Origin of the sequence: Sphingomonas sp. CFBP 13714, assembly GCF_014842205.1 — a bacterium.
In the GTDB taxonomy this organism is placed as follows: domain Bacteria; phylum Pseudomonadota; class Alphaproteobacteria; order Sphingomonadales; family Sphingomonadaceae; genus Sphingomonas; species Sphingomonas aerolata.
The window spans coordinates 800588-826199 of record NZ_JACYVG010000001.1; the positions used below are offsets into that span (position 1 = coordinate 800588).

The following is a 25612-nucleotide window of genomic DNA, read 5'->3' on the forward strand; positions in this document are numbered from 1 at the left end:
GGGGCTGTTTCGGGTGTGCGCTGCCTGGCGGCCCCTCACCCCGCCCCCCCCCCTGAGGGGAGAGGGGGCAGAGGGTCAGGCTCCTGCGGCTTCTGCGGCTTCGGCCGCAGCGCGCTCGCGGTAGAAGGATTGGACCGCGGCCCAGGCTTCGTCGGCGGTCTCGACATAGCGGAAGATCGACAGGTCCTTCTCGCTGACCACGCCTTCCTCGACCAGCGCGTCGAAATTCACCACGCGCTCCCAGAACTGACGACCGAACAGCAGCACGGGGATCGGCTGGATCTTGCCCGTCTGGATCAGCGTCAGCAGCTCGAACAGTTCGTCGAACGTGCCGAACCCGCCCGGGAACGCCGCCAGCGCGCGGGCGTGGAGCAGGAAGTGCATTTTCCGGAGCGCGAAATAGTGGAACTGCACCGATAGCGACGGGGTGACGTACGGGTTGGGGGCCTGCTCATGCGGGAGGACGATGTTCAGCCCGATCGACTCGGCCCCGACATCGGTCGCGCCGCGGTTGGCGGCCTCCATGATCGACGGACCGCCGCCCGAGCACACCACGAACTGACGCCAGCCGCGCTCGTCGCGGGGCAGGACGCTGACCTTGGCGGCGAGTTCGCGCGCGACGTCGTAATATTTCGACTTCTCGACCAGCCGCTCGGCGATCTTCTTCGACTTTTCGTCGCTGGCGAGTTCGAGCAGCGCCTGTGCCTTGGCGGGCTCGGGGATGCGTGCCGAGCCGTAGAAGACGAAGGTCGAGGCGATCTTCGCTTCCTCGAGCACCAGTTCGGTCTTGAGCAGCTCGAGCTGGAAGCGCACCGGGCGAAGGTCTTCGCGGAGCAGGAAGTCCATGTCCTGGAACGCGAGCCGGTAATGCGGATGCTGGGTCTGCGGCGTGGAAACGATCTCGCGGGCGGTTTCAGCGTCCTGGCTGGCGTTCGCGAAAACGCGTGAGGGAATGCGGGTATCTGTCATTTCGGCGGATTTAGTCGAAAGCCGTGCGCAGGGCTAGACCGGTGTACTAGCGGCAGAAATTCGCGCGATCGTCCTCGAGATGGAGGTGATTGCGGTGCGCGGCGTTATAGTCGGGGCTGAGCACTGTCCCGAACCGCTTGCAGGCCGAGGCGCGGATCGTCTGGAGGAACTGGCGAACCTGCGGGTCGGGCGACGACCAGTCGTTCAGGATGCTGATCCGTCGTCCGTCCTTCAGCACGAACCCGCCGATATCGACCGCGTTGGCGACTGCATGGCCCGAGCGGCGGCTCGCGTTGCGGGTCGAGCCGACGACGTTGCGGCATGCATAGCTGCCCATGCTGTCGATCCGCGCGAGTTCGCTGCCGAGCATCTGATAGGCGGCGGGGGCGACCGCGTTGCGCGTCCAGCCGATCAGCGCGCGCGCCGCGCCGCAGCGGACCGCGGTGAGGTTGGCGACCGGGACGCCGATATCGACCAGCTTGACGGTGCCCGCGAGCCCGCAGCCGGGACCGGTCTCGCGGTCGGGCAGGAGCTGGAACGAGACGTGGAGCTGACGCAGGTCAGCGAGGCATTGCGCGGTTTCGCGATTGCTCGGAACCGAGAGGTTGGGGCGGGTCTGTTGCGGCGCGGCGGGGCGATCGGCGCGGCCGCAGGCGGCAAGCGCGAGAATGGGCGCGAGCGCGAGCAGGACAGGGTAAAGAACGCGGTACATGGGGCCATCATCCCCGCGTGGCACCGGCTTGTCACGCGTTGCGGGGCGGCGTTGCGGCGAGTCGAGGCGTGGGCGTGTGCGGCGCTGCCCTTCGACTTCGCTCGGGGCGAACGGGGGGAGCGTGGCGACGGAAGCGCATGCGCGGACAAGGTTGACTCGCCGCGCCACGTCGTTAGGGCCGGCGACGGGCCACGCGGTCCCAACGCCGCGCGTGCTCTCTGTGAGGAGAGATACATGACTGATACGACCTATGCCACCGCCACAGGTGCGCCTGTGCTGCCTGCAACCAAGCCGGCACGCCCCTTTTTCTCCAGCGGTCCCTGTGCGAAGCCTCCGGGCTGGTCCGCGGACAAGCTCGCCACCGATTCGCTCGGGCGCTCGCATCGCTCGAAGATCGGCAAGACCCGCCTCCAGTACAGCATCGACCTGATGCGTGAGCTGCTGAAGCTTCCGAGCACGCACCGCATCGGCATCGTCCCCGGCTCCGACACCGGCGCGTACGAGATGGCGATGTGGACGATGCTGGGCGCCAAGCCCGTCACCGCGCTCGCCTGGGAAAGCTTCGGCGAGGGCTGGGTGACCGATGCGGTCAAGCAGCTCAAGATCGACCCCACCGTGATCCGCGCCGATTACGGCCAGCTGCCCGATCTGGACTCGGTCGACTGGTCGAACGACGTGCTGTTCACCTGGAACGGCACCACCAGCGGCGTGCGCGTGCCCAACGCGGATTGGATCCCCGACGACCGCGAAGGCCTGTCGTTCGCCGATGCGACGTCGGGCGTGTTCGCCTATGACATCGACTGGACCAAGATCGATGTCGCGACCTTCTCGTGGCAGAAGGTGCTCGGCGGCGAGGGCGCACACGGCGTGCTGATCCTCGGCCCGCGCGCGGTCGAGCGGCTCGAGAGCTACACGCCTGCCTGGCCGTTGCCGAAGGTGTTCCGCCTCGTGTCGAAGGGCAAGCTCGCCGAGGGCGTGTTCAAGGGCGAGACGATCAACACGCCGTCGATGCTGGCCGTCGAGGACGCGATCTTCAGCCTCGAATGGGCGAAGTCGCTGGGTGAGGACGGGCTGATCGCGCGGTCCGACGCCAATGCCGCGGCGTTGGATAAGATCGTGGCGGAACGCGACTGGCTCGGCCATCTCGCCGCCGATCCGGCCACGCGCTCAAAGACGAGCGTCTGCCTGACGGTCGAGGGTGCGGACGAGGCGATGATCAAGGCGATGGCGTCGGCGCTTGAAAAGGCGGGGGCTGCGTATGACGTGGCGGGCTACCGCGACGCGCCGCCGGGCCTGCGCATCTGGTGCGGTGCGACCGTCGACACCGCCGATATCGTGGCGCTCGGGCCGTGGCTCGACTGGGCCTACGCGACGGCGAAAGCCGGCTGATCTAGCCTAGCCTTTCTCAACCCCCTGTCCGTCATCCCGGCGCACGCCGGGACCCATGGATACGGAGCATCCGCTCATGGCGCGGACCGCAACGATGGGCCCCGGCGTCCGCCGGGGTGACGGGGTTGGGAGAGGAAGGGCTTTTCTAAGCAAGCACGCACCTCCGTTCCCCCGACATTCCCAGGAGCAATCCCATGCCAAAAGTCCTCATTTCCGACAAAATGGATCCCCGCGCCGCCCAGATCTTCCGCGAGCGCGGCGTCGAGGTCGACGAGATCACCGGCAAGACGCCCGCCGAACTGATGGCGATGATCGGCGACTATGACGGCCTCGCGATCCGCAGCTCGACCAAGGTCACCAAGGAGATCCTCGAGCATGCGACCAACCTGAAGGTCGTCGGCCGCGCGGGCATCGGCGTCGATAACGTCGACATCCCCGCCGCATCGGCCAAGGGCGTGGTCGTGATGAACACGCCGTTCGGCAACTCGATCACCACCGCCGAGCATGCGATCGCGCTGATGTTCGCGCTCGCCCGCCAGCTGCCCGAAGCCGACGCCTCGACCCAGGCGGGCAAGTGGGAGAAGAACCGCTTCATGGGCGTCGAGCTGACGTCGAAGACGCTCGGCCTGATCGGCGCGGGCAATATCGGCTCGATCGTCGCCGACCGTGCGCGTGGCCTCAAGATGAAGGTCGTCGCGTTCGATCCGTTCCTGACCCCCGAGCGCGCGATCGAGATCGGCGTCGAGAAGGTCACGCTCGACGAGCTGCTCGCGCGTGCCGACTTCATCACGCTGCACACGCCGCTGACCGACCAGACGCGCAACATACTTTCGGCCGAGGCGCTCGCCAAGACCAAGAAGGGCGTGCGGATCATCAACTGCGCGCGCGGCGGGCTGATCGACGAGGTTGCGCTGAAGGCGGCGCTCGATTCGGGCCAGGTCGGTGGCGCGGCGCTCGACGTGTTCGTCGAGGAGCCCGCCAAGGCCTCGCCCCTGTTCAATACGCCGAACTTCATCAGCACGCCGCATCTCGGCGCGTCGACGACCGAGGCGCAGGTCAATGTCGCGATCCAGGTCGCCGAGCAAATGGCCGATTTCCTGATGTCGGGCGGCGTCACCAACGCGCTCAACATGCCGTCGCTGTCGGCGGAGGAAGCGCCCAAGCTGAAGCCGTACATGGCGCTGGCGGAAAAGCTCGGTGCGCTGGTCGGGCAACTGACGCATGGCGCGGTGACGCGGATCTCGGTGCACACCGAGGGCGCGGCGGCCGAACTGAACCCCAAGCCGATCACCAGCGCGGTGCTGGCGGGCTATCTCCAGACGCAGACCGCCACCGTTAACATGGTCAACGCGCCCGTGCTGGCGCGCGAACGCGGGCTCGAGGTGCGTGAGGTGCGGACCGAGCGCGAGGCGGATTACCACACGCTGCTGCGCGTCTCGGTCAGGACCGAGGATGGCGAGCGCTCGGTCGCGGGCACGCTGTTCGGCGATTCGGCGCCGCGTCTGGTCGAACTGCTCGGCATCAAGATCGAGGCGGATCTGGCGGGGCCGATGCTCTATGTCGTCAACGAGGATGCGCCGGGGTTCATCGGTCGTCTCGGGACGGCGCTGGGCGAGGCGGGGGTCAATATCGGCACCTTCCATCTCGGCCGCCGCCAGGCGGGCGGCGAGGCGGTGCTGCTGCTGTCGGTCGACGAGGCGGTGACGCCGGAGCTGCTGACCAAGGTGCGCGCGTTGCCGGGGGTGAAGACCGCGATGGGTCTCAACTTCTAAGGCTCGCGAACGGGGGGCGAAGTGGTTAGAGGCACGCGCATGACTGCTTTGCTCCCCGAAGGTTTTCGAGACCGCCTGCCCCCCTTCGCCGATTCGGCAGCCGCGCTCGAAGCGCGTGTGCTCGAGGCTGCACGCCTGCACGGCTATGAGCGCGTCGATCCGCCGCTGGCCGAATTTGCCGACGGCCTTGAAATGCGGTTGAAGGCGGGCGGGCTGCACGATGCGGTGCGGTTCGTCGATCCGGTGTCGCAGCGTACGCTCGCGATTCGGCCCGACATCACCGCGCAGGTCGCGCGGATCGCGGCCACGCGGATGGGGCATCATCCGCGGCCGGTGCGGCTGAGCTATGCTGGCTCGGTACTAAAGCTGCGCGCGTCGCAGCTCGCGCCCGCGCGCGAGACGCGGCAGATCGGCTGCGAGCTGATCGGGCTCGATTCGGTCGCCGCCGCGCAGGAGGTCGTCGCGGTCGCGGTCGACATGCTCGGTGCGGCGGAGGTCCGCGGCGCGTCGATCGACTTCACGCTCCCCGATCTGGTGTCGACGCTTGCGGCGGGCCCGCTGCCGGTCGCGCCCGACCAGGTCGCGACGCTGCGCGACCGGCTCGACGCGAAGGATGCCGGCGCGGTCGCCGCGCTCGCGCCCGCCTATCTGCCGCTGATCGAGGCGGCGGGGCCGTTCGAACCGGCGATGGAGCGGCTGCGGATGTTCGATACGACGGGCGCGCTCGCGTCGCGGCTCGACGCGCTCACGCGGATCGCCACGGCGCTCGATGGCCGCGTCGCCCTGACGCTCGACCCGACCGAGCGGCACGGGTTCGAATATCAGACCTGGCTCGGCTTCTCGCTGTTCGCGGATGGCAGCGCGCGTGAGGTCGGGCGTGGCGGCACCTATACCGTGGTGCATGAAAGCGGGGCCGAGGAAGCCGCGACGGGTTTCTCGCTGTTCGCCGACCCGCTGGTCGACCGGGTCGTCAGCGTCGATCGCCGCCGCCTGTTCCTGCCGCTGGGTACGCCGGCCGCCGACGGCGCGGCGATGCGGGCGCAGGGCTGGGTCACGGTCGCTGCGCTCGACGCGGGCGATACCCCCGAAGCGCAGGTCTGCACGCATCTTTGGGTGGCGGATGCGCCCCGCGCGCTGTAGGCGCTGCGGGTAATTCTCAGGAGATAGAGTTTGGCCAACGTAGCAGTCATCGGCGCGCAATGGGGCGACGAAGGCAAGGGCAAGATCGTCGACTGGCTCGCCGAGCGTGCCGACATGGTCGTGCGGTTCCAGGGCGGTCACAATGCAGGCCACACGCTCGTCGTCGGCGAGAATGTGTACAAGCTGTCGCTGCTGCCCTCGGGCATCGTCCGCGGCACGCCGTCGTTCATCGGCAACGGCGTGGTGCTCGATCCCTGGGCGCTCAAGGACGAGATCGCCCGGCTCGGCGCACAGGGTGTCGTCGCGACGCCCGAGACGCTGCGCATCGCCGATACCTGCGCGCTGATCCTGCCGTTCCACCGCGATCTCGACGGTCTGCGCGAGGATGCGAGCGGCGCGGGCAAGATCGGCACGACGCGCCGCGGCATCGGTCCGGCCTATGAGGACAAGGTCGGTCGCCGTGCGATCCGCGTGTGCGACCTGGCGCATCTCGACGATCTGGGGCCGCAGCTCGACCGTCTGACCGCGCATCACGACGCGCTGCGCGCCGGGTTCGGCGAGCCGCCGATCGACCGTGCGGCGCTGATCGCCGAGCTGCGCGAGATTGCCGGCTTCGTGCTGCCGTTCGCCAAGCCCGTGTGGCGCGACCTGAACGCGGCGCGCTCGGCCGGCAAGCGGATCCTGTTCGAGGGCGCGCAGGGCGTGCTGCTCGACGTCGATCACGGCACCTATCCGTTCGTCACCTCGTCGAACACCATTGCAGGCGCTGCGGCGGGCGGTTCGGGCCTGGGGCCAAGCGCGGTCGGGTTCGTGCTCGGAATTGCCAAGGCGTACACGACGCGGGTCGGGTCGGGGCCGTTCCCGACCGAGCTCGAGAACGAGACCGGCGAGCGGCTGGGCGTGCGCGGGCATGAGTTCGGGACGGTGACGGGGCGCAAGCGTCGCTGCGGCTGGTTCGACGCGGTGCTGGTGCGCCAGTCGGCGGCGGTCGGCGGCATCACGGGGATCGCGCTGACCAAGATCGACGTGCTCGATGGGTTCGAGACCGTGTCGATCTGCACCGGCTATCGTCTGCGCGGTGAGACGCTCGATTATTTCCCGGCGCATGCCGCCGACCAGGCGCTGGTCGAGCCAATCTACGAGACGATGGAAGGCTGGCAGGAAACGACTGCCGGTGCGCGCAGCTGGGCCGATCTGCCGGCGCAGGCGATCAAGTATATCCGGCGTATCGAGGAGCTGATCCGCTGCCCGGTGGCGCTGGTCTCGACCAGTCCGGAGCGGGCGGACACGATCCTGGTACGGGATCCGTTCTCCGACTGAGGCGACGGTCGCTGACACGAAAAAGGCCGGGCGATTGCCCGGCCTTTCTTTTTGGGGATCAGCCCGTGTGGCTCAGCGTGGTGGCGTGCCGCCGACGGTGCCGCCGGTCGTTGCAGTCCCGCCCATGGTGCCGCCCATTGTGCCACCTGCGGCCGTGCCGCCCATCGTTCCACCCATAGTGCCCGGGCCGGTGCTGCCGGTCGACATCGAACCGGAGGTCGTGCCGGTCGTGGTGCCGGTGCCGGTCACCGTATCGGGGCCCGTGGTCGTACCGGTCGTCGTACCCGTCGTGCCGCGCGTGCGGCTACGGGCGCGGGTGCCGCGCTGGGTGCGGGTCTGGGTCGCGGAATCGGTCGCCGTGGTGCCCGACTGCGTCGTCGGTCCCGTGGACATGCCGCCCATCGCGCCGCCGGTGGTGCCGCCACCCATGGTACCGCCACCCATGGTACCGCCGCCCATCGTGCCGCCGCCCATCGTGCCGCCACCCATGGTGCCGCCCATAGTGCCACCTGCGGTACCGCCGGTGGTCTGGGCCATGGCGGCGGCCGGAAGGATCAGGGCTGCCGCTGCGATCGAGGTCAGAATACGCATGTTTCTCTCCTATCGTGTTGGAGACACAGCGTTCCGGTTCGACTTATGTTCCCCCGTCAGCCGCATTGGCCGCGGTGGAGCAGCGCCTGATCGGCAAGGACAAGTGCGACCATCGCCTCGACCACGGGGACTCCGCGGATGCCCACGCAGGGGTCGTGGCGGCCCTTGGTAGCGATCGTCGCCGCCTCGCCGGACGGACTGATCGTCTCGACGGGGGTGAGGATCGAGCTGGTCGGCTTGAACGCGACGCGCAGCCGGATCGGCTGGCCGGTGGCGATCCCGCCGGCAATCCCGCCGGCATGATTGGCCAGGAATTCGGGGCCTTCTGCGCCCGGTCGCATGGGGTCGGCATTGGCCTCACCCGACAGCGCGGCGGCGGCGAACCCGTCGCCGATCTCGATCCCCTTGACTGCGTTGATGCTCATGCACGCCGAGGCGAGTTCGGCATCGAGCTTGGCATAGAGCGGCGCGCCCCAGCCCGCGGGGACGCCGGTCGCCTCGCACGCGATCACCGCGCCGAGCGACGATCCCGCCTTGCGCGCGGCGTCGACCAGCGCTTCCCAGCGCAGCGCGGCCGTGGCGTCGGGGCAGAAGAACGGGTTCTGGTCGATCTGCGCGTGGTCGAAGTTGGCGGGGTCGATCGCGTCGCCGCCGATCGCCTCGACCCAGGCGCGGATGCGGACCTGGGGCACGACGAGCCGGGCGACCGCGCCGGCAGCGACGCGCGCTGCGGTCTCGCGCGCGGATGAGCGGCCGCCGCCGCGATAATCGCGAAACCCGTATTTGGCGTCATAGGCATAGTCGGCGTGGCCGGGGCGATAGGCCTTGGCGACGTCGGAATAATCCTTCGAGCGCTGGTCGACATTCTCGATCATCAGGCTGATCGGCGTGCCCGTCGTGCGGCCGTCGAACACGCCCGAGAGGATCCGCACCGCATCGGGCTCGCGCCGCTGCGTGGTGAAGCGCGAGGTGCCGGGACGGCGCTTGTCGAGCCAGGGCTGGATATCGGCTTCGGTGAAGGGGATGCCGGGGGGGCAACCGTCGACCACCGCGCCGAGCGCGGGTCCGTGGGACTCGCCCCAGGTGGTGAAGCGGAACATCCGCCCGAAGCTGTTGACGCTCAAAACCCTCTCCCCTCGGGGGAGAGGGAGGGGCCCGCCGCGACGCGGTGGGAGGGTGAGGGGGCGTTGGCGCGGGCGACGATCGCCGCAGCAACACCATCGATATTCGTCATCACGTCATCATTCCCGAACCGGCATATCCGGTAGCCTTCGGCTTCTAATAGCGCGGTTCGGCGTTTGTCATAGGCCTGCGCATCCGGCGTTGCGTGCGTGTCGCCGTCGATTTCGATGACGAGCGCGATCTCGGCGCAAAGAAAGTCGACGATGTAGGGACCAATCCAAACTTGGCGGCGGAATTTGAGGCCGGCCAGCTGGCGGTTGCGGAGGATTTGCCAGAGGCGATGTTCGGGCTCGGCGGGCGCTTTGCGTGCATCACGTTGACGGTCTCGAGCTGCGACGCCGGGTGGCCGTTTCATCCCCTCACCCTCCCATGCTTCGCACGGGCCCCTCCCTCTCCCCTAAAGGGAGAGGGGGTAGTCTGTGCGTCTTCCGCCTACACCAGCGCGATGTCGGGGGCGTCTTCGGCTTTCATGCCGATCACGTTGTAGCCGGCGTCGACATGGTGGGTTTCGCCCGTGACGCCCGATGCCAGGTCGCTGAGCAGATACAGTCCCGCACCGCCGACATCGTCGATCGTCACGTTGCGCTTGAGCGGCGAGTTCAATTCGTTCCACTTCAGGATCAGGCGGAAGTCGCCGATCCCGCTCGCGGCCAGCGTCTTGATCGGGCCGGCCGAGATCGCGTTGACGCGGATATTGTCGCGGCCGAGATCGACCGCGAGATACTGCACGCTCGTCTCGAGCGCGGCCTTGGCGACGCCCATGACGTTGTAGTGCGGGATGACCTTCTCGGCGCCGTAATAGCTGAGCGTCAGCATCGAGCCGCCCGGGTTCATCATCTTCGCCGCCCGCTGCGCGACCGCGACGAACGAATAGACGCTGATGTTCATCGTCATCAGGAAATTGTCGAGGCTCGTGTCGACGAACCGGCCGCGCAGCTCGTTCTTGTCCGAAAAGCCGATCGCATGGACGACGAAGTCGATCGTCGGCCATTCCTCTGCCAGCTTGGCGAAGGTCGCGTCGAGCGCGCCCATGTCCGAGACGTCGCAGTCGAACAGCCGCGCGACGCCCAGTTGCTCGGCGAGCGGGCGGACGCGCTTCTCCATCGTCTCGCCCTGATAGCTGAACGCGAGCTCCGCGCCGGCCTCGGACAGCTTCTTGGCGATCCCCCAGGCCAGCGACTTGTCGTTCGCCAGCCCCATGATCAACCCACGCTTGCCCGCCATCAAACCGTTCACGCCGTTCTCGCCTTCGCCTCTACCTCGTCAGCCGATTGCTCTAGCGCTGTTTCGAGGGGTTCCGCCAGTGCTGCGTTCAAATGGGCCCCGAATACCAGCCCCAGACCGATGACGTAGAAAAACAGGAGCATGATGACGACGCCCGCGAGGCTGCCATAGGTCAGGTCATAGCCACCCAGGCTCGACAGGACGATCGGCAGCAATGCGGTCGCGCTGATCCACCAGACGGCCGTGAAGAGCGCGCCGGGCCATTTGCGGCATTTCGAATAGCGATAGCGCGACGGCGTCACGGAATAGAAGAGCATGTAGAGCGCGCCGAACATCAGTAGCGCGGGGATCAACCGCGACAGGCCGACCCATCCGGCGGCGTCCTGCGCAAAGGGGACGAGGCGGTAGATGAACTGTTCGGCCGCGGTCAGGATGCCCTGCACCAGGAAGGAGAGCAGCGCCATGATCACCGAGCCAACGATCACTGCGGACGAGCCAAGCCGTGATTTCCAGAAGGGTGCGGTCGCCTTGATCCCGTAGGCGCGGTGGAAGATGTCGCGGATCGTCTCGACGAAGCTGCCGACGGTCCACAGCCCGACCAGCGCGCCGAGCCACAGCAGCGAGCCGGTGCGCGCGGCGAGCACGTCGGCGATCGGCTTGCGCAACAGGTCGGCGACGTTGGGGGGTAGAACATGGAGGAAGGATTCGACCGCACGGATCGTCTCCGTGCTCTGGCCGAACAGCGACAGGATAGCAGCCGCCACGATGAAGAACGGAAAGACCGTCATCAGCGCGAGATAGGCGAGGTTGCCCGCGTGGATGAAACCGTCGTTGAACACGCCGACCGCGGCACGCTTGACGACCTCGAACGCATGGCTGCCCGGCTTGACCTTCGCCATGCCGCGATTGAGGCGCCTGCGCGTGCCGCCATGATCATGGGCGCGCGCCTCGGGCGTAAGATTGCTGTCGTTCACAAGGCGTTCAGACGCCCATGGCCCCCCGCGGGTTCCCGGTATTGCTCTTCGCCCAGCCCTCGACGAAGTCGGCAAGCGCCTTGTTGTCGGCCGGAATGTCGATCATCAGCGTGACGAGCTGATCGCCGCGGCCACCGGTTTTCTTGTGAAAGCCCTTGCCCTTGAGGCGCAGCGTCTTGCCCGAGGTCGTGCCCTTGGGGATCGTCAGCATGACCGGCTTTTCGACCGTCGGCGCCTTGATCGAGCCGCCAAGCACTGCCTCGGCGAGGCTGATCGGCAGGTCGATGCGGACGTCGTCGCCGTCGCGCGTGAAGAAGCGGTGCGGCTGGACGTCGATCGTCAGGATCGCGTCGCCCGCCCCGCCCGGGCCTTGCTCGCCCTTGCCGCTGAGCTTCATCTGCGTGCCGCTCTCTACGCCTGCGGGCAGTTTCAGATCGAGCGTCTTGCCATCGGAGAGCGTGACGCGCTGGGGCTCGAGCGTCGCCGCGTCGACGAACGGGACCTGCAGGCGATAGGCGACGTTTTCGCCCTTGGGCTGCGGGCGCCGGCCGAAGCCGCTCGCGAACCCACCGCCACCGCCGCGCTGGGCACCGCCGAACAGCCCCTCGAAGATGTCGCTCATGTCGGGGCCGCCGCTCTCATAGCCTTCGCTGCGAAAGCCGCCGCCGGGCTGCGGACGGCCACCACCGCCGCCACCGAAGCCGAACGGCGCGGCAGGGTTTCCGTCGCCGTCGATCTCGCCGCGATCGAAGCGCGCGCGCTTGTCCTTGTCGTTCAGCAGGTCGTACGCGTTGGTGACCTGGCTGAACTTCTCCGATGCCTTCGGATTGTCCTTGTTGCGATCGGGATGAAGCTCCTTGGCGAGCTTGCGATACGCCTTCTTGATGTCGGCTTCGTTCGCGTCGCGGGCAACGCCCAGGGTCTTGTACGGATCGGCCACTTAGGTCCCCACTCTGTCTTGCGCGTCTATGTGGGGCCGGCGCGGGCGCAACGCAATTCCCGTGCCGTGCGTTTGGCGGGCGAGAGGAGACGATGATGGCTGACAAGCAACCGATGCAGGGCGTGCCCGAGGGCGATGATGGTGCCAAGCAGAAGGACGGGGTGAACGATGCGCCGGCCAAGGACAAGGGCGGCGAGAGTGGCGGTGGATCCTATCCGAACCCGCATGAGGGGAAGGACTGACGCGCGTTTTGTCATTCCCGCGTAGGCGGGAACCCATACCGGCAGTCCTGCGAGACTATCGCAACCGTTCTAGCATATGGGTCCCCGCCTTCGCGGGGATGACGACCGTGAAGCGGGTTACCCGGCGACCCGGACCGGTGCCTCGTCCAGCGGCGCGACGTCGACGCTGACGTCCATGCTCTGTGCGCCCGAGCCCAGCACCACGCCGTCGACCGGCGCGATCTCGGCATAGTCGCGGCCGACCGCCATGACGATATGGTCGCTGGCCATCCAGATGCCGTTGGTCGGATCCATCCCGACCCAGCCATGCACCGGCCCGCACCACAGCAGGACCCAGGCATGCGTCGCGTCGGCGCCGACCAGCCGCGGCTGGCCCGCGGGCGGGATGGTGCGGATATAGCCAGACGCATAGGCGGCAGGCAGGCCGGCGGCGCGCAGGCCGGTGATCATGATCTGCGCGAAATCCTGGCACACGCCCTTGCGGTGGAGGAACGCCTCATGTGGCGGAGTGTCGACCAGCGTCGCATCCGCATCGAACACGAATTCGCGCTGGATCCGGCGGGCGAGCGCGATCCCCGCCTCCAGCGCGCCGCGCGCGGGGTCGAGATCGGCCGCGCAATAGTCGGCGATCGCGTGGTCGAGCGGGATCAGCGGCGAGGGATAGAGATAGGTGGCGGGGCTCGCCGCGGACAGGTCGGTGCTGGCGCGCGCCAGCGCCGCGATCTCGGCGAGCGTCGGGTCGCCGGCGGCGGGGACGGGGATGAGCCGGTCGACCGTGATCCGCGACCGGCTCTCGATCGTCAGGTGGCGGACCGGGCTGTCGACCACGAGCCGGGTGACGTTGGCGAGCCCCGCCTCGGCGCGCGCGGGGCTGACGCGTCCCGCGGGATGCACCGACAGCGTGTAGGCGTCGAGATGCTGGCCCGGCCAGTCGATGGGCTTCAGCCGGAGGTTGCAGCGCGCGAACTTGACGCTCGCGCCATAGTCGAAGGTGGTGACGTGACGGATGTCGTAGATCATGCGAGCGTCAGTTCGCTGGTGCGGAGCGGTTCTGCGCCCTGGAGGAAATAGCGTCTCGCCAGCGCGTCCGACACGCCCGCCAGCCGGCGTTCGACATCGCCCAGCGTATCCGCGTCCAGCTCGGCGGCGGTTGCGGTCATCACGATCGCCATGAGCGCGGTCGCCTGTGCCTGTTGCGGTTCGGCCATCTCGTCGTCGCTCAGCACCGGCAACTCGGCGAGCCGCGCGGCGATGCGGTCGGCGGAGAAGGCGAGGCTGCGCGGGTTGCCGGGGTCGAGCGCCACCAGGTCCATCACCGGCACGCGTGCGATCCCCGTGGGATAACGCTGGCGATAGGTGATCTGGCTGTCGGCGAGGTCGAGCAGCACCGACAGGTCGTCGGGCGAGGCGCCGGGCATGCCGAACAGCCGGATCGCGCGGGCCATCGCCATCGCGCGCTCGATCCGGCGGCCGAGATCGTGGAACCGCCACGCCGCGGTGCGTCCCATATGCTCGGCGGACAGCCCGGCGATCGCGGCATAGCGGCGCTGGAGCGAACCGGCGCGTTCGAGCATCCCGCGATGCGTGGGGAAGGGCGCCTCGAGCAGGCGGACCATGTCCGAGGACAGCCGGTCGCGCGATCCCTCGCCGATCGCACGCGCATGGCGGTTGATCGTCGCGACCGACTGCCAGCCCTCGTCCTCCATCGCGGTGCGCGCGAACGCGGTCAGGTCGGCGCGGCGCAGTGCGGGGGGATGCGGTGCGGCACCGCTGCCAACGATCAGCCCGACGAGCTTGCCGACGGTCTGCGCCGACAGCACCGCACCGCCGTCCGCGTCGATCGAATTGCCGAGCATGACGCGGATCGCGGCCAGCAACGCCTCGCCGCGCTCGAGATAGCGGCCGAGCCAGTAGAAATTGTCCGCGACGCGGCTGGGCAGCGTGCCGGGATTGCGGCGGACGTGGAGCGAATCGGGCGCGGTGAGCAGCGAGACGGGTGCGACCGGCTCGGGCCCATAGACGCAGACATCGGCGGACCAGATGCCCTCGCCCATCACCGCGGCGCGTGCGTCGGGATGCTCGCCGATCCGCGCGAACCCGCCGGGCAGCACGGTCCATTCGCCGTCGCCGCCGCGTGCTGCAAAGACGCGCAACGTGAACGGGCGCGGCTCGAGCGTGTCGCCGACGACGACGGGCATGGTCGAGAGGCGAACGATTTCCTGCCCGACATAATCCTGCGGGCGGCGCGCCATGTCGGCGAGCAGCGCGGCACGGTCGGCGCCGGTGATGTCGGCACCCGCGGTCGCGCCGTTGGGCAAGCCGAGCGGGCGGGTGTGATAGGCGGGGGCGATCAGCAGCCGGTCGAGATCGGCCTCGACCGCGGTCCGCGCCGCGTCCTGCCCGCACCACCAGGTCGCGATGTTGGGGAGCAGCAGGTCTTCGCCGAGGATCGTGCGCGCGAGTTGCGGCAGGAAGGCCGAGAAGGCGGGGGCCTCGAGCACCGCGGAGCCGGGCGCGTTCGACAGCACGACATTGCCCGCGGCATAGGCGTCGATCAGGCCGGGCACGCCGATCTGCGAATGCGTGTCGAACGCCAGCGGATCGAGCAGCCGGGGATCGAGCCGCCGCCACAGCGCGTCGATCCGCTTCAACCCGCCGATCGTGCGGACATAGAGCTTGTCCTCGAGCGCGGCGAGATCCGCGCCCTCGACGAGCAGCAGCCCCAGATAGCGCGCGAGATGCGCCTGTTCGGGATAGCTCGGGTTGAACCGGCCGGGGGTGAGCAGCCCGATCCGCGGATCGGTGCGCTTGCACATCGCCGCCAGCCCCGCGCGGAACGCGGCGAAGAACGGCGCGTGACGCTGGACGTTCAACCGCGCCTGCAACCCGCCGAGCGTGCGGCCGACCGCGAGCCGGTTCTCGAGCGCATAGCCCGCACCCGCGGGAGCACGCAGGTGATCGGCGAGCACGCGCCATTCGCCGCTCGGACCGCGGCCGAGATCGATCGCGATGAAATCGAGGTGGCGGCCGCCGGGCGGGTCGAGCCCGACCATCGGCCGCAGGAAGAACGGGCTGCCGGTGACGAGCGCGGCGGGGATATGGCCGTCCGCGACCAGCTTTCCCTCGCCGTACAGATCGGCGATCACCGATTCCATCAACGTCGCACGCTGGACCACGCCCGCGGCGATCCGCGCCCAGGCGTCCGCCTCGATCAGCAGCGGGACGGGGGAGACGGGCCAGGGGCGCTCGTCGGGTTCGTCGGCGATGCGGAAGCCGGTGCCGATATCGACCGCGTGACGCTGGACGCGTTCGCGGACATGGCCGAGATCGTCCGAGGCGACCATCGCGAGCTCGGCGAAGGTCGCGGTCCAGGCGGGGTCGATACTGCCGTCGGCGGCGGGGCAGAGCATGTCGGCGGCGGTGCTGCGCGCGCAATAGTCGGCGATCCAGCGCTCGGCATGGCGTGTCGCGTCATAGGCGCTCGATTGCGCCGTATCGGTCGGGGGCGTGGATTGCGTCGCCATCTCCATGCCTTGCTGCCCTTGATGCGTGGCGGGGGTGTTTCACCTTTCGCCGCCGCGGTGCAACCTAAAAGCGTGTCTGCGGGGCGGGTTTCGCCTACGCCTTCCACCCCGGCGGAGGCCGGGGCCCAATTGGGCGGAGGGGCGTAACGGCTTGCTACCCTTTATCACGGGCGTCCCCCAACTGGGCCCCGGCCTTCGCTGGGGTGGAGTGCGGGGGTTAGGGGAGGCTGCCGCGCCTTCAGAAATCCGGCAGGACCTGGTCCGCCACACCCCAGCCCTTCAACCCGCGTGACTCGGCACGCGCGATCAGCTCTTCGGCGTCGCGCACGCCCCAGCGGGCGGCGGTGTCGATGTCGCGTAATTCGCTCCATGATACAGGGGCGGCGACAGGCGCGCCGGCGCGGGCGCGGGCGGAATAGGGCATCACCGCGGTGCTGCCGCGCTGGTTGCGCAGCCAGTCGATGAAGATCCGGCCCTTGCGCTTGGCCTTGGCCATCGATGCCACGAACCGGTCGGGCTCGGCACTTGCCAGCGCCCGCGCGAAACGGTCGGCGAAATCCTTGACCGCGGGCCATTCCGCCCTGGGGGTGAGCGGGACGACGACATGGACGCCCTTGCCGCCTGACAGCATTGCGAAGCTGACGAGGCCGAGTTCGGCGAGCTGCGTCTTCAGATACTCTGCGGCCTTCTTGGTATCGTCGAAGTCGAGCCCCTCGTCGGGGTCGAGATCGAAGACGAGGCGGTCGGGCTTTTCGAGCGTCTGATTGGAGGATCCCCAGCCGTGGAATTCGATCGTCCCCATCTGGACGCAGGCGACCAGCCCGTCGGCATCGTCGACATAGAGATAGTTCTCGGTCGATCCGTCCTTCTCGCGGATCGGTACCTGATGGACCGCGTCGCCGAAGCTGCCGGCATCGTGTTTCTGGAAGAAGCAGGCGCGCGACCGGCCTTGCGGACAGCGGACGAGGCTGATCGGGCGGTTGCCCGCGAAGGGGAGGATGAGGCCCGACAGCGCGGTATAATAATCGGCGAGATCACCCTTGGTAACGTCGGACTCGTCGAAGATCACGCGGTCGCGGTTGGTGATCTTTTTCGTGGTGTCAGGCGCGGCATCGGGGAGCGGGGCGGGGGTCTCCGCGACGACGTCCTTCGCCGCCTTGTCCTCGCGCAGGCCGATGAAGCTCGAATGGCGCAGCACGCCGTCGGGGGTGGTTTCGGCAAAGGCGATCTCCGCGACCAGCTCGGGCGTGACCCAGTGCGCGCCGCGGACCGCGGCTTTCGGGGCTTCGACGGTCGGCGTCTTGCGGCCGAGCGCCTCGAGCTTGCCGCGGAGCTCGTCCATCAGCGCCTGGTCGAAGCCGGTGCCGACCTTGCCCGCATAGCGATAGGTCTTGCCGTCGCGGACGCCGAGCAGCAGCGACTTGAAGCCGCGCTTCTTGTCGGACGGGAGCCAGCCGACGATGACGAATTCCTGACGGTGCGTGCATTTGACCTTGAGCCACGCCTTGGTCCGCTTGCCCTGATAGGGCGCGTCGGCGCGTTTCGAGACGATCCCTTCGAGGCCCTCGCGGCACATCGTCTCGAACAATTTTTCGCCAGCGCCGACGACATGGTCGGAATAGCGCAGGCGGTCGTCATCGGCCGGAATCAGCGGTTCGAGGCGGGCCTTGCGGTCGAGATTGGACAGGCCGGTCAGATCCTCGCCGTCGACTTCGAGCAGGTCGAACGCGAACAAGGTCATGTCGCCGCCGCTGGAGATCGCGTCCTTCAGCGTCGAGAAATCGGGGTGGCCGTTCTTGAAGGCGACGATCTCGCCGTCGATCAACGCCGACTTCAGGGGGAGTTTTGCGGCGGCGGCGGCGATTCCGGCGAACTTGTCGGTCCAGTCGAGGCCGGTGCGAGTGAAGACCTTGGCCTCGCCGTTCGCGACCGCGACGAGCGCGCGGTAGCCGTCATATTTGACCTCGTGCAGCCACGCGGTGCCGGTGGGGACGGCGTCGACGAGCGTGCAGAGCTGGGGGTCGCGGAATTCGGGAAGCGTGCCGTCATGCTGGCGAAGGCCAGGATCCAGAGTATGGGCCGCGACGCTTTTGGCTCTGGATCCCGGCTTTCGCCTAGATGACGGGGGAGGGGCGGGTTTGCTCGCGCGTGCCGGCTTCTTCCCCTCGGCAATCTCCGCCATCGTGCGCCCGGTCGAGACGCTCGTCAGCGCTTCGTCGACCAGCGTGTCGGTGCCGCCCGCCGCGGCGTCGTCGATCTTGCGGAGCAGCCAGTTCTCGCGCTTTTCCTTCGCGCGGGGTTTCAGGCGGATCAGCAGCCATTCGCCCTTCATCCGCTCGCCATCGAGGACGAAATGGAGATGCCCCTTGTCGAGGTCCTTGGCCGACTTCCCCTTGATCGGGGCCCAGGTGCCGCGGTCCCACAGCATCACCGTGCCGCCGCCATATTCTGCCGCGGGGATCGCGCCTTCGAACGTGGCGTAGCTCAGGGGATGGTCCTCGGTGCGGACCGCGAGGCGCTTTTCGTCCGGGTCGAGGCTGGGGCCGCGGGTGACCGCCCAGCTTTTGAGGACGCCGTCGACCTCCAGGCGCAGGTCCCAGTGGAGGCGGGTGGCGTCGTGCTTCTGGATCATGAAGCTGTTGCCGTTGCCGGAGGTCAGCGTGCCGGCGGGTTCGGCGGTCTTCGCGAAGTCCCGCTTGGCGTTGTAGAGCGCGAGGGGGTCGGGGGTGTCAGCCACCATCGGTCTCCCGTGAAGGCGGGAGCCCAGGCTGGGTCCCCGCCTTCGCGGGGGCACACCAGGGGGCGTTACGCACGTTTCTTGGCCGGGGTCTTGGTCGCAGTCTTGGTCGCAGTCTTGGTCGCGGTCTTGGCCGGGGCTTTCTTGGCGGGCGCCTTCTTCGCAGCCGCGGCCGTGCCGCCCGATTTCTCCATCGACTTCTTCAGCGCCGCCATCAGGTCGACCACGTTAGACCCCTTGCTCTCGCCGCCGTCCTTGTCGTCGATGATCGTCTTGCCGTTCGCCTTGCGCTTGCGTTCGATCAGGTCCTTCAGCGCGTCGACATAGCGGTCGTGGAAGTCCTGCGGGTGGAAGTCGCCGCTGCGCTTCTCGATCAGCGCCTCGGCGAGTTCGAGCAGCTCCTCGGAGGGCTTGTCGTCGGGGATGTCGCGGAAATAGCCCTGCGCCTTATGCACCTCGTCCGCGTAGCGCAGCGTCTCGAGCACCAGGCCGCGCCCGCACGGCTTGAGACTGACGACATATTCGCGGCCGCGCATCGCGAGTTGGCCGAGCCCGACCTTCTTCGTACGGCGCAGCGCCTCGCGCAGGACGATGAACGCCTCCTCCGCCAGATCGTCCGCGGGGACGACGAAATAGGGCTTCTCATAATAGAGCACGTCGATGTCGCTCGCATCGACAAACTGGGTCAGTTCGAGCGTCTTCTTCGATTCGAGCTTCACCGCGTCGATCTCGTCCTGGTCGAGCAGGACATATTCGCCCTTTTGGACCTCATAGCCCTTCATGATCTCGTCCGCGTCGACCGGGCCGACACCGGTGACGACCTTGTCGTAATGGATCGGCTGGCCCGAGGGTTCGTGGATCTGCTTGAACGAGACGGCCGCACCCGATTTGGTGGCGGAGTAGATTTCGACCGGGATCGAGACCAGCGCGAGCCGGATCTGTCCCTGCCAATAGGCGCGCGCTGCCACGGTGCGGTTTCCTTCGTTGCGAAACCGGTTCAATCGTCGGCGTGGCGAGTCGTTCCGTGAGCGCCGTGCCGTGCGCTGTTTCCCGGCCCGCCAAGTTTCGCTATGGCGCTGCCATGTCCGATAACCCGATCACGCTGTTCGAGGCCTGGTACGCCGAGGCCAGGCAAACAGAAATCAACGACTCCAACGCTGTAGCCCTCGCCACTGCGGATGCACAGGGACGTCCGTCGGTGCGGATGGTGCTGCTGAAAGGGCATGGCCCCGATGGTTTCGTCATCTACACCAACCGCGAGAGCCGCAAGGCGGGCGAGCTGACCGCGAACGCGCATGCGGCGTTGCTCTTCCACTGGAAGTCGCTGCGCCGGCAGGTCCGGATCGAGGGGCGCGTCAGCCTTGTGAGCGATGCGGAATCGGACGCCTATTTCGCGACGCGCGGCCGTGATTCGCAACTCGGGGCATGGGCGTCGGAACAATCGCGCCCGCTCGACACGCGCGACACGTTCGAACGCCGTTTTGCCGAGGCGCAGGCGCGGTTCGAGGGTGGCGACGTGCCGCGGCCGCCGCATTGGGGCGGGTACCGGATCGCGCCCGATCGCATCGAGCTGTGGCAGGACCGCGAACACCGCCTACATGAGCGGCGACTGTTCGTGCGCGACGGTGAAGGCTGGACCGAAGGATTGCTGTTCCCATGACCCAGGACGAACGCCGCAGGGTGATCCCGCTGGCGACGCGCGCGGCGCTCGCCAGCGTCGCGATGGCGTGTTTCCTGCTGCTGCTGAAGGGTTTTGCGGCGTGGACGACCGGATCGGTGGCGATGCTCGGCTCGCTGGCCGATACCGCGCTCGACCTGCTCGCGAGCCTCGTCACGCTGTACGGCGTGCGGCTCGCGGCGACGCCCGCCGATCACGACCACCGCTTCGGCCACGGCAAGGCGGAGGCGCTCGCCGCGCTGTTCCAGGTCATGTTGATCACCGCGTCGGCGGCGGGCATCGCCTGGCGCGCGATCCTCGCGTTCAACGATCCTCAGCCCACCACGGGCGCCGATTTCGGCATCGGCGTGTCGGTCGTCGCGATCGTCGCGACGGTCTTCCTGCTCGCCTATCAGCGCCGGATCATCCGCCAGACCGGATCGGTCGCGATCCTTGCGGACAATGTCCATTACCAGTCGGACGTGCTGCTCAACGGGTCGGTGATCGTCGCGCTGGTGCTCGACCAGTATCTGGGGTGGAGCGGGGCGGATCCGATCTTCGGCATCGTCATCGCGCTGTGGCTCGCCTGGGGTGCGTTCTCGGCATCGTCGAACGCGATCGACCAGTTGATGGACAAGGAATGGCCCGAGGATCTGCGTGCACAGTTCCTCGACGTGGCGGCGCGTCAGCCCGGCATCCGCGGCATCCATGACTTCCGCACCCGCCGGTCGGGCAGCCATGATTTTGCGCAGTTCCACATGGAGGTCGCGCGCGACCTGACCGTCGCGCATGCCCACGACATCGTCGAGGCGGTCGAGCGCAACCTTCGCACCGCGTTTCCGAAGGTCGAGGTGCTGATCCACCTCGATCCCGAGGGGCATGTCGATACCGACAATCCGCTGGTCGAGGCGGACGTGACGCCGCATTGGTTTGGCAAGCGGGTTTAACCTGCGGCGATCGACAACGGGCAGAGGGCCAGCAGCATGAGAATACCGTTCGCGCAGATCGATGCGTTCGCCGACACGGCCTTTGCGGGCAATCCGGCGGCGGTGATGCCGTTGTCGGCGTGGCTCGACGATGCTGTGCTGCTGGATATCGCGCAGGAGAACAACCTCAGCGAGACCGCGTTCATCGTCCCCTCGGCCGAAGAGGGCGTCGATTTCGACCTGCGCTGGTTCACGCCGGGCGCAGAGGTCGCGCTGTGCGGGCATGCGACGCTGGCGAGCGGGCATTTCGTGCTGTCGTCGGATAGTGCGCGCGACCGGGTCCGGTTCGCGACGCGGCAGGCCGGGATCCTCGAGGTCGCCTGCGCGGATGGCGGATACACGCTCGAGCTGCCCGCCTGGGCGCCCGCGCCAAAGGCGATGCCGGAGATCGTCGCGGCACTGACGATCGATTCGCCGGTCGAGACCTTGTGGCACGACAAGGGCTATGCGCTGGTGATCGTCGAGGACGAGGCGATCGTCCGCAACCTGAAACCCGATTTCGTCGCGCTGGCGAAGTTTCCGATCGTCGCGATCGTCGCGGCGAAGGGGTCCGCGACCGCGATCGTCAGCCGCGTCTTCACGCCTTATTATGCAATCAACGAGGACCCGGTGACGGGGTCGGCGCATGCGGTGATGGTACCGTACTGGGCGCAGATGCTGGGGGACAGTTTCACCGCGTTCCAAGCGAGCGCGCGCGGGGGGCGGCTGACCTGCCGGCTCGAAGGCGACCGGGTGGTGCTTGGCGGTGCATGCGTGACGGTGATCGAGGGCACGTTCCTGCTGCCGTGATCACGGTCTAACTCTACGTCATCCTGACGAAAGTCAGGATCCAGAGCCAGGATCGTCTTGCTTCGTTACCCTGGATCCTGACTTTCGTCAGGATGACGGAAGAGGAGCGGCGTGGCGGCTAGCGCTTGCGGCCCTTGGTCATCGGGTCAGGCTTCTTGGGTTTCACCCAGCCGGGCGGCGGGGTCAGGCGCTGCTGGCTGGTGCCCAGACCCATCGCGCCGGGTTGCTGGCGGGTGAGCCCCGCGGTGTCGGCGACGGTGCCGCCGCCGCGGAGCAGGCTGATCTGGTCGCGCAGCCGCCCCGCGGTCTCGAAGTCCATCGCCGCGGCGGCGGCTTCCATCTGGCGGCGCAGGTCGTCGATATCCATGCCACGCCCAACGCGTCAGGCGGCGGCGAGTGCCGCCTCGGTCGACGCGATCCAGCCGCCGCCGAGCACGCGGTCGCCGGCATAGAGGACGGTCGCCTGTCCCGGTGCGACGCCATATTCGGGTGCGTCGAACACGACGCGGTCGCCGATCAGGCGGGCCGGGACGGGCTTGGCCATCGAGCGCACCTTGGCGGTGAGCGGCCCGGTGAAATCGTCGCCGAGCCAGTTGATGTCGCTCAGCTGCGCCGCCGAAACCGCGAGCGCACGACGCGGGCCGACCACGACGCGCCTAGTGTCGGGCTCGACGCGCACGACGTAAAGCGGCTCGGGGCTGCCGCCGATCTCCAGTCCGCGACGCTGGCCGACGGTGAAGTGGATCAGCCCGCGATGCTCGCCGAGCTTCATGCCGCCGATATCGACGATATCGCCTGCGGTATCCGCCTCCGGGCGCAGCTTCTTGACCAGTCCGGCATAATCGCCGTCGGGGACGAAGCAGATATCCTGGCTGTCGGGCTTGGCCGCGACGCCGAGGCCGAGTTCGGCCGCGATCTCGCGCACGCGCGCCTTGGGCAGGCCGCCGAGCGGGAAGCGCAGATAGTCGAGCTGCGCCTGCGTCGTCGCGAACAGGAAATAGCTCTGGTCGCGGGCAGGATCCGCGCCGCGGTGGAGTTCGGCGCCGCGTGCACCCTCGACGCGGCGGACATAATGGCCGGTCGCCAGGCAGTCCGCGCCGAGATCGCGCGCGAGCTTCAGCAGGTCGGTGAACTTGGGCCCCATGTTGCACTGGACGCAAGGAATCGGCGTGCGCCCCGCGAGATAAGCGTCGGCAAAGGTGTCGACGACCTGTTCGCGAAAGCTCGATTCATGATCGAAGACGTAATGCGCGATGCCGAGCCGGTCGCAGACCGCGCGCGCGTCGCGAATGTCGCGGCCCGCGCAGCACGAGCCCGCGCGGCCGACCGCCTCGCCGTGGTCGTAGAGCTGCAACGTCACGCCGATCGTCTCCGCGCCGGTGGCATGCGCGAGCGCCGCGACGACCGAGCTGTCGACCCCGCCCGACATCGCGACGACGATCCGTCGACCGGCCAGCGACCCCGACCCTGGTGTCGCCCCGCCGAGCTGAAAATCCGCCTGTTCCATCGGTACACCATAGGCTCTGCGACGAGGCGTTGCAAAAAAAGCGACAGGCGCGACAACTCTTTGTCCCGAACTTTACCTCGTTTTCATTCCCCGGCGTTTAGACGGAACCTCTAGTTGGTGTTTTGCGAGTGTCGCGTTGGATCTGAGCTTCCCCCGTTTCGATCGAGAGGCCGAGCTGACCGTTCTGCCCGGTGACCTGGCGGTGTTGATCGTCGGGATCGCCGCGCGTCAGGCGGCGAGCCCGACCGCGGCGGTTCAGGCCGGGTTTTCGCGGGGTGCGATCGATCCCAAGCTGTTCGCCCCCGTCCACGGGGCGTTCAACGGGCCAATGGCGGATGCCTTGACGCGATGGAAACAGGAATGACCGCGGCGTTTACCGCGGCGTTTCAGCCATTCTTCAACTCCCTTGGCTACGGGTCGTAGCCACGTATCGAGAGGGGGCCCCCGCCCCGATCAGAGGTTGTAAATGATCGAGAACCAGAAGTTCCGCCCTGCCAAGGTCATCGGACCGCTTGGCGAGCAATTGACGCTGGATTCGCTGCCGCCGCCCAGCACGACGCGGTGGGTCGTACGCCGCAAGGCCGAGGTCGTCGCCGCGGTCAATGGCGGTCTGTTGTCGGTCGACGAGGTCTGCGACCGCTATGGACTGACGGTCGAGGAATTTGCCGGATGGCAGCGCGCGATCGACCGGTCGGGGATGCCGGGCCTGCGCGTGACGCGGATCCAGCACTATAAGTCGCTGTACGAAAGGCAGCAAAAATACTGACCCGAATCAGCCTACATAATCAAAACGCGGGCGGAACAAACGTCCGTGCTCGCACGTCTTTCCGCCATCGCCCGGCTACGGGAACAACGGAGGGAAAGTAAAATGGGTATCATTCTTTGGCTGATCATCGGCGGCGTCATCGGCTGGATTGCCAGCATGATCATGCGCACCGACGCGCAGCAGGGCATCTTCCTAAACATCATCGTCGGCATCGTCGGCGCCTTCATCGGCGGCCTGATCCTGTCGGGTGGCTCGATCAACAGCGCACCGCTGACGCTGACCTCCTTCATCGTGTCGCTGCTTGGCGCGATCGTGCTGCTCGCGATCGTCAACCTCGTGCGCCGCGGCAGCGTCCGCTAAGAGCGGTCGCTACACAGCGTTGAAAAAAGGGCCGTCCGGGCGACCGGGCGGCCCTTTTTCTGTGCGCTCAGTTCAGCAGGAAGCGGACCGAGACCGAGACGGTGACGTCCTTCTCGCCCGCGACGATCTGCGTGCTGTCCTTGGCCATCGCGGCGCGCGCCATGAACACCGGCGGGTTCGGGTTACCGGCATTCTCGCCATTCTCGGTGATCGAGACGATCCGCGAGACGCGCATGCCGGCCGACCGCGCATAGATCTCGGCGCGGGCGCGCGCACGCTTGACCGCGTCGGCCCGGGCCTCGTCCAGCGCCGCATCAGGCTGGTCGATCGACAGATTGGGCCCGTCGATCTGGTTCGCGCCCTCGGCGACCAGCGCATCGAGGATCGCGCCCGACTTCGCCACGTCGCGGAAGCGGATCGAGACGCTGTTGGTCGCCTGATAGCCGGTGACCGCCGGCGGCTGGTTGTCGGCATAGCGATATTGCGGCGCGAGCCCGACCGTCGCGGTGGCGATGTCGCGCGGCGCGACCCCGGCCTTCTTCAATGCCGCGAGGACGCGATTCATCCGCTGCGCATTGTCCGCCAGCGCGGCCGCGGCGGTCGTCGCCTGCGAGACGACACCCGCACGGATCGTCGCGACATCGGGCACGCGCGTGGTGCGGCCCTCGGCGCTGACGTCGAGCACGGTCCCGGTCGCGGGGACCATCGGTTCGACCGTCGACGCCTGCGCCTGTGCAGAAGCGGCGGCGGGGATCGCGGCGGCGAGCGGAACCGCCGCCAGCGTCGCGATCATGGTGAACCTGGTCATATCGTGTCTCCCTGTAAGTCAGC

At 67.9% G+C, this 25612-nt stretch carries 26 protein-coding genes; 11 read left to right on the forward strand and 15 right to left on the reverse strand.

What is annotated here, in order from left to right:
- Nucleotides 1-75: 75 nt before the first annotated feature.
- Together IFT54_RS03890 and IFT54_RS03895 are read right to left on the reverse strand one after the other, a co-directional pair.
- Complete coding sequence (locus tag IFT54_RS03890; RefSeq protein WP_056407191.1) at nucleotides 76-969, reverse strand: LOG family protein; 894 nt, start codon at nucleotides 967-969, stop codon at nucleotides 76-78.
- Between the two features lie 46 nt (nucleotides 970-1015).
- Nucleotides 1016-1681, reverse strand: coding sequence for an extensin family protein (locus IFT54_RS03895; protein WP_192069614.1), 666 nt, complete (start codon nucleotides 1679-1681; stop codon nucleotides 1016-1018).
- A gap of 234 nt (nucleotides 1682-1915) precedes the next feature.
- On the opposite strand from IFT54_RS03895, the gene IFT54_RS03900 reads away from it, so the two are divergent.
- The 4 genes from IFT54_RS03900 to IFT54_RS03915 all read left to right on the forward strand — a co-directional run bounded on the left by IFT54_RS03900 (nucleotide 1916) and on the right by IFT54_RS03915 (nucleotide 7302).
- On the forward strand, nucleotides 1916-3070 hold the full coding sequence (locus IFT54_RS03900) for a phosphoserine transaminase (RefSeq protein ID WP_192069615.1): 1155 nt from the start codon (nucleotides 1916-1918) through the stop codon (nucleotides 3068-3070).
- A 194-nt stretch (nucleotides 3071-3264) separates the two neighbouring features.
- Nucleotides 3265-4842 carry a phosphoglycerate dehydrogenase gene (gene serA, locus IFT54_RS03905; protein WP_192069616.1) on the forward strand — a complete coding sequence of 526 codons (1578 nt, stop codon included), beginning with the start codon at nucleotides 3265-3267 and terminating at the stop codon, nucleotides 4840-4842.
- Between the two features lie 39 nt (nucleotides 4843-4881).
- A complete protein-coding gene (locus IFT54_RS03910) occupies nucleotides 4882-5982 on the forward strand; it encodes an ATP phosphoribosyltransferase regulatory subunit (RefSeq protein ID WP_107930444.1) in 1101 nt (366 codons plus the stop codon).
- A gap of 30 nt (nucleotides 5983-6012) precedes the next feature.
- A complete protein-coding gene (locus IFT54_RS03915) occupies nucleotides 6013-7302 on the forward strand; it encodes an adenylosuccinate synthase (protein WP_031440105.1) in 1290 nt (429 codons plus the stop codon).
- A gap of 72 nt (nucleotides 7303-7374) precedes the next feature.
- On the opposite strand, the gene IFT54_RS03920 is transcribed toward IFT54_RS03915, so the two are convergent.
- The 6 genes from IFT54_RS03920 to IFT54_RS03945 form a co-directional block, all read right to left on the reverse strand.
- On the reverse strand, nucleotides 7375-7893 hold the full coding sequence (locus IFT54_RS03920; RefSeq protein WP_192069617.1) for a hypothetical protein: 519 nt from the start codon (nucleotides 7891-7893) through the stop codon (nucleotides 7375-7377).
- 56 nt (nucleotides 7894-7949) lie between these two features.
- Entirely contained in the window at nucleotides 7950-9017 is a 1068-nt protein-coding gene (gene aroC, locus IFT54_RS03925) for a chorismate synthase (RefSeq protein WP_192069618.1), read from the reverse strand.
- Entirely contained in the window at nucleotides 9014-9430 is a 417-nt protein-coding gene (locus IFT54_RS03930) for an endonuclease domain-containing protein (protein WP_192069619.1), read from the reverse strand. The genes aroC and IFT54_RS03930 overlap by 4 nt, the downstream gene beginning before the upstream one ends.
- Nucleotides 9431-9507: 77 nt before the next feature.
- Nucleotides 9508-10311, reverse strand: coding sequence for an enoyl-ACP reductase FabI (gene fabI, locus IFT54_RS03935; RefSeq protein ID WP_107930438.1), 804 nt, complete (start codon nucleotides 10309-10311; stop codon nucleotides 9508-9510).
- Complete coding sequence (locus IFT54_RS03940) at nucleotides 10308-11273, reverse strand: YihY/virulence factor BrkB family protein (RefSeq protein ID WP_192069620.1); 966 nt, start codon at nucleotides 11271-11273, stop codon at nucleotides 10308-10310. Before IFT54_RS03940 ends, fabI begins: the two co-directional genes overlap by 4 nt.
- Before the next feature lie 7 nt (nucleotides 11274-11280).
- Nucleotides 11281-12213, reverse strand: coding sequence for a DnaJ C-terminal domain-containing protein (locus IFT54_RS03945; protein WP_082451212.1), 933 nt, complete (start codon nucleotides 12211-12213; stop codon nucleotides 11281-11283).
- A 92-nt stretch (nucleotides 12214-12305) separates the two neighbouring features.
- Between IFT54_RS03945 and IFT54_RS03950 the strand changes: the two genes are divergently transcribed.
- Nucleotides 12306-12455: a hypothetical protein gene (locus tag IFT54_RS03950; protein WP_192069621.1), complete on the forward strand. Its 150-nt coding sequence runs from the start codon at nucleotides 12306-12308 to the stop codon at nucleotides 12453-12455.
- A gap of 117 nt (nucleotides 12456-12572) precedes the next feature.
- On the opposite strand, the gene IFT54_RS03955 is transcribed toward IFT54_RS03950, so the two are convergent.
- The 4 genes from IFT54_RS03955 to ku all read right to left on the reverse strand — a co-directional run bounded on the left by IFT54_RS03955 (nucleotide 12573) and on the right by ku (nucleotide 19684).
- Nucleotides 12573-13475 (reverse strand): transglutaminase family protein, encoded by a 903-nt coding sequence (locus tag IFT54_RS03955; protein WP_192069622.1) that lies wholly within the window; start codon nucleotides 13473-13475, stop codon nucleotides 12573-12575.
- Complete coding sequence (locus IFT54_RS03960; protein ID WP_192069623.1) at nucleotides 13472-15979, reverse strand: circularly permuted type 2 ATP-grasp protein; 2508 nt, start codon at nucleotides 15977-15979, stop codon at nucleotides 13472-13474. Before IFT54_RS03960 ends, IFT54_RS03955 begins: the two co-directional genes overlap by 4 nt.
- 238 nt (nucleotides 15980-16217) lie before the next feature.
- On the reverse strand, nucleotides 16218-18719 hold the full coding sequence (gene ligD / locus IFT54_RS03965; RefSeq protein ID WP_192069624.1) for a DNA ligase D: 2502 nt from the start codon (nucleotides 18717-18719) through the stop codon (nucleotides 16218-16220).
- Nucleotides 18720-18784: 65 nt separating this feature from the next.
- Nucleotides 18785-19684 (reverse strand): non-homologous end joining protein Ku, encoded by a 900-nt coding sequence (gene ku, locus IFT54_RS03970; protein ID WP_192069625.1) that lies wholly within the window; start codon nucleotides 19682-19684, stop codon nucleotides 18785-18787.
- Nucleotides 19685-19797: 113 nt separating this feature from the next.
- Between ku and pdxH the strand changes: the two genes are divergently transcribed.
- From pdxH to IFT54_RS03985, 3 genes are read left to right on the forward strand one after another with little or no spacing between them, the layout of a single operon-like run.
- Entirely contained in the window at nucleotides 19798-20376 is a 579-nt protein-coding gene (gene pdxH / locus IFT54_RS03975) for a pyridoxamine 5'-phosphate oxidase (protein WP_031440566.1), read from the forward strand.
- On the forward strand, nucleotides 20373-21320 hold the full coding sequence (locus IFT54_RS03980; RefSeq protein WP_037529981.1) for a cation diffusion facilitator family transporter: 948 nt from the start codon (nucleotides 20373-20375) through the stop codon (nucleotides 21318-21320). Before pdxH ends, IFT54_RS03980 begins: the two co-directional genes overlap by 4 nt.
- Before the next feature lie 36 nt (nucleotides 21321-21356).
- Nucleotides 21357-22148, forward strand: coding sequence for a PhzF family phenazine biosynthesis protein (locus tag IFT54_RS03985; RefSeq protein ID WP_192069626.1), 792 nt, complete (start codon nucleotides 21357-21359; stop codon nucleotides 22146-22148).
- A gap of 118 nt (nucleotides 22149-22266) precedes the next feature.
- On the opposite strand, the gene IFT54_RS03990 is transcribed toward IFT54_RS03985, so the two are convergent.
- Both IFT54_RS03990 and mnmA read right to left on the reverse strand, forming a co-directional pair.
- A complete protein-coding gene (locus IFT54_RS03990) occupies nucleotides 22267-22515 on the reverse strand; it encodes a UvrB/UvrC motif-containing protein (RefSeq protein WP_031440563.1) in 249 nt (82 codons plus the stop codon).
- Nucleotides 22516-22530: 15 nt separating this feature from the next.
- Nucleotides 22531-23655: a tRNA 2-thiouridine(34) synthase MnmA gene (mnmA, locus tag IFT54_RS03995; RefSeq protein WP_192069627.1), complete on the reverse strand. Its 1125-nt coding sequence runs from the start codon at nucleotides 23653-23655 to the stop codon at nucleotides 22531-22533.
- A 136-nt stretch (nucleotides 23656-23791) separates the two neighbouring features.
- Here mnmA and IFT54_RS04000 point away from each other — a divergent pair, with 136 nt between their 5' ends.
- The 3 genes from IFT54_RS04000 to IFT54_RS04010 all read left to right on the forward strand — a co-directional run bounded on the left by IFT54_RS04000 (nucleotide 23792) and on the right by IFT54_RS04010 (nucleotide 24781).
- Nucleotides 23792-24019, forward strand: a complete 228-nt coding sequence (locus tag IFT54_RS04000) for a hypothetical protein (RefSeq protein WP_031393005.1) — start codon at nucleotides 23792-23794, stop codon at nucleotides 24017-24019.
- Between the two features lie 102 nt (nucleotides 24020-24121).
- The gene (gene sciP, locus IFT54_RS04005; protein WP_031393004.1) at nucleotides 24122-24421 is read left to right on the forward strand and encodes a CtrA inhibitor SciP; all 300 of its coding nucleotides are present in this window, start codon (nucleotides 24122-24124) and stop codon (nucleotides 24419-24421) included.
- 102 nt (nucleotides 24422-24523) lie between these two features.
- Nucleotides 24524-24781 carry a GlsB/YeaQ/YmgE family stress response membrane protein gene (locus IFT54_RS04010; RefSeq protein WP_031393003.1) on the forward strand — a complete coding sequence of 86 codons (258 nt, stop codon included), beginning with the start codon at nucleotides 24524-24526 and terminating at the stop codon, nucleotides 24779-24781.
- Nucleotides 24782-24848: 67 nt separating this feature from the next.
- Here IFT54_RS04010 and IFT54_RS04015 read toward each other — a convergent pair whose 3' ends face one another.
- Nucleotides 24849-25589: an SIMPL domain-containing protein gene (locus IFT54_RS04015; RefSeq protein WP_192069628.1), complete on the reverse strand. Its 741-nt coding sequence runs from the start codon at nucleotides 25587-25589 to the stop codon at nucleotides 24849-24851.
- Between the last annotated feature and the right edge of the window lie 23 nt (nucleotides 25590-25612).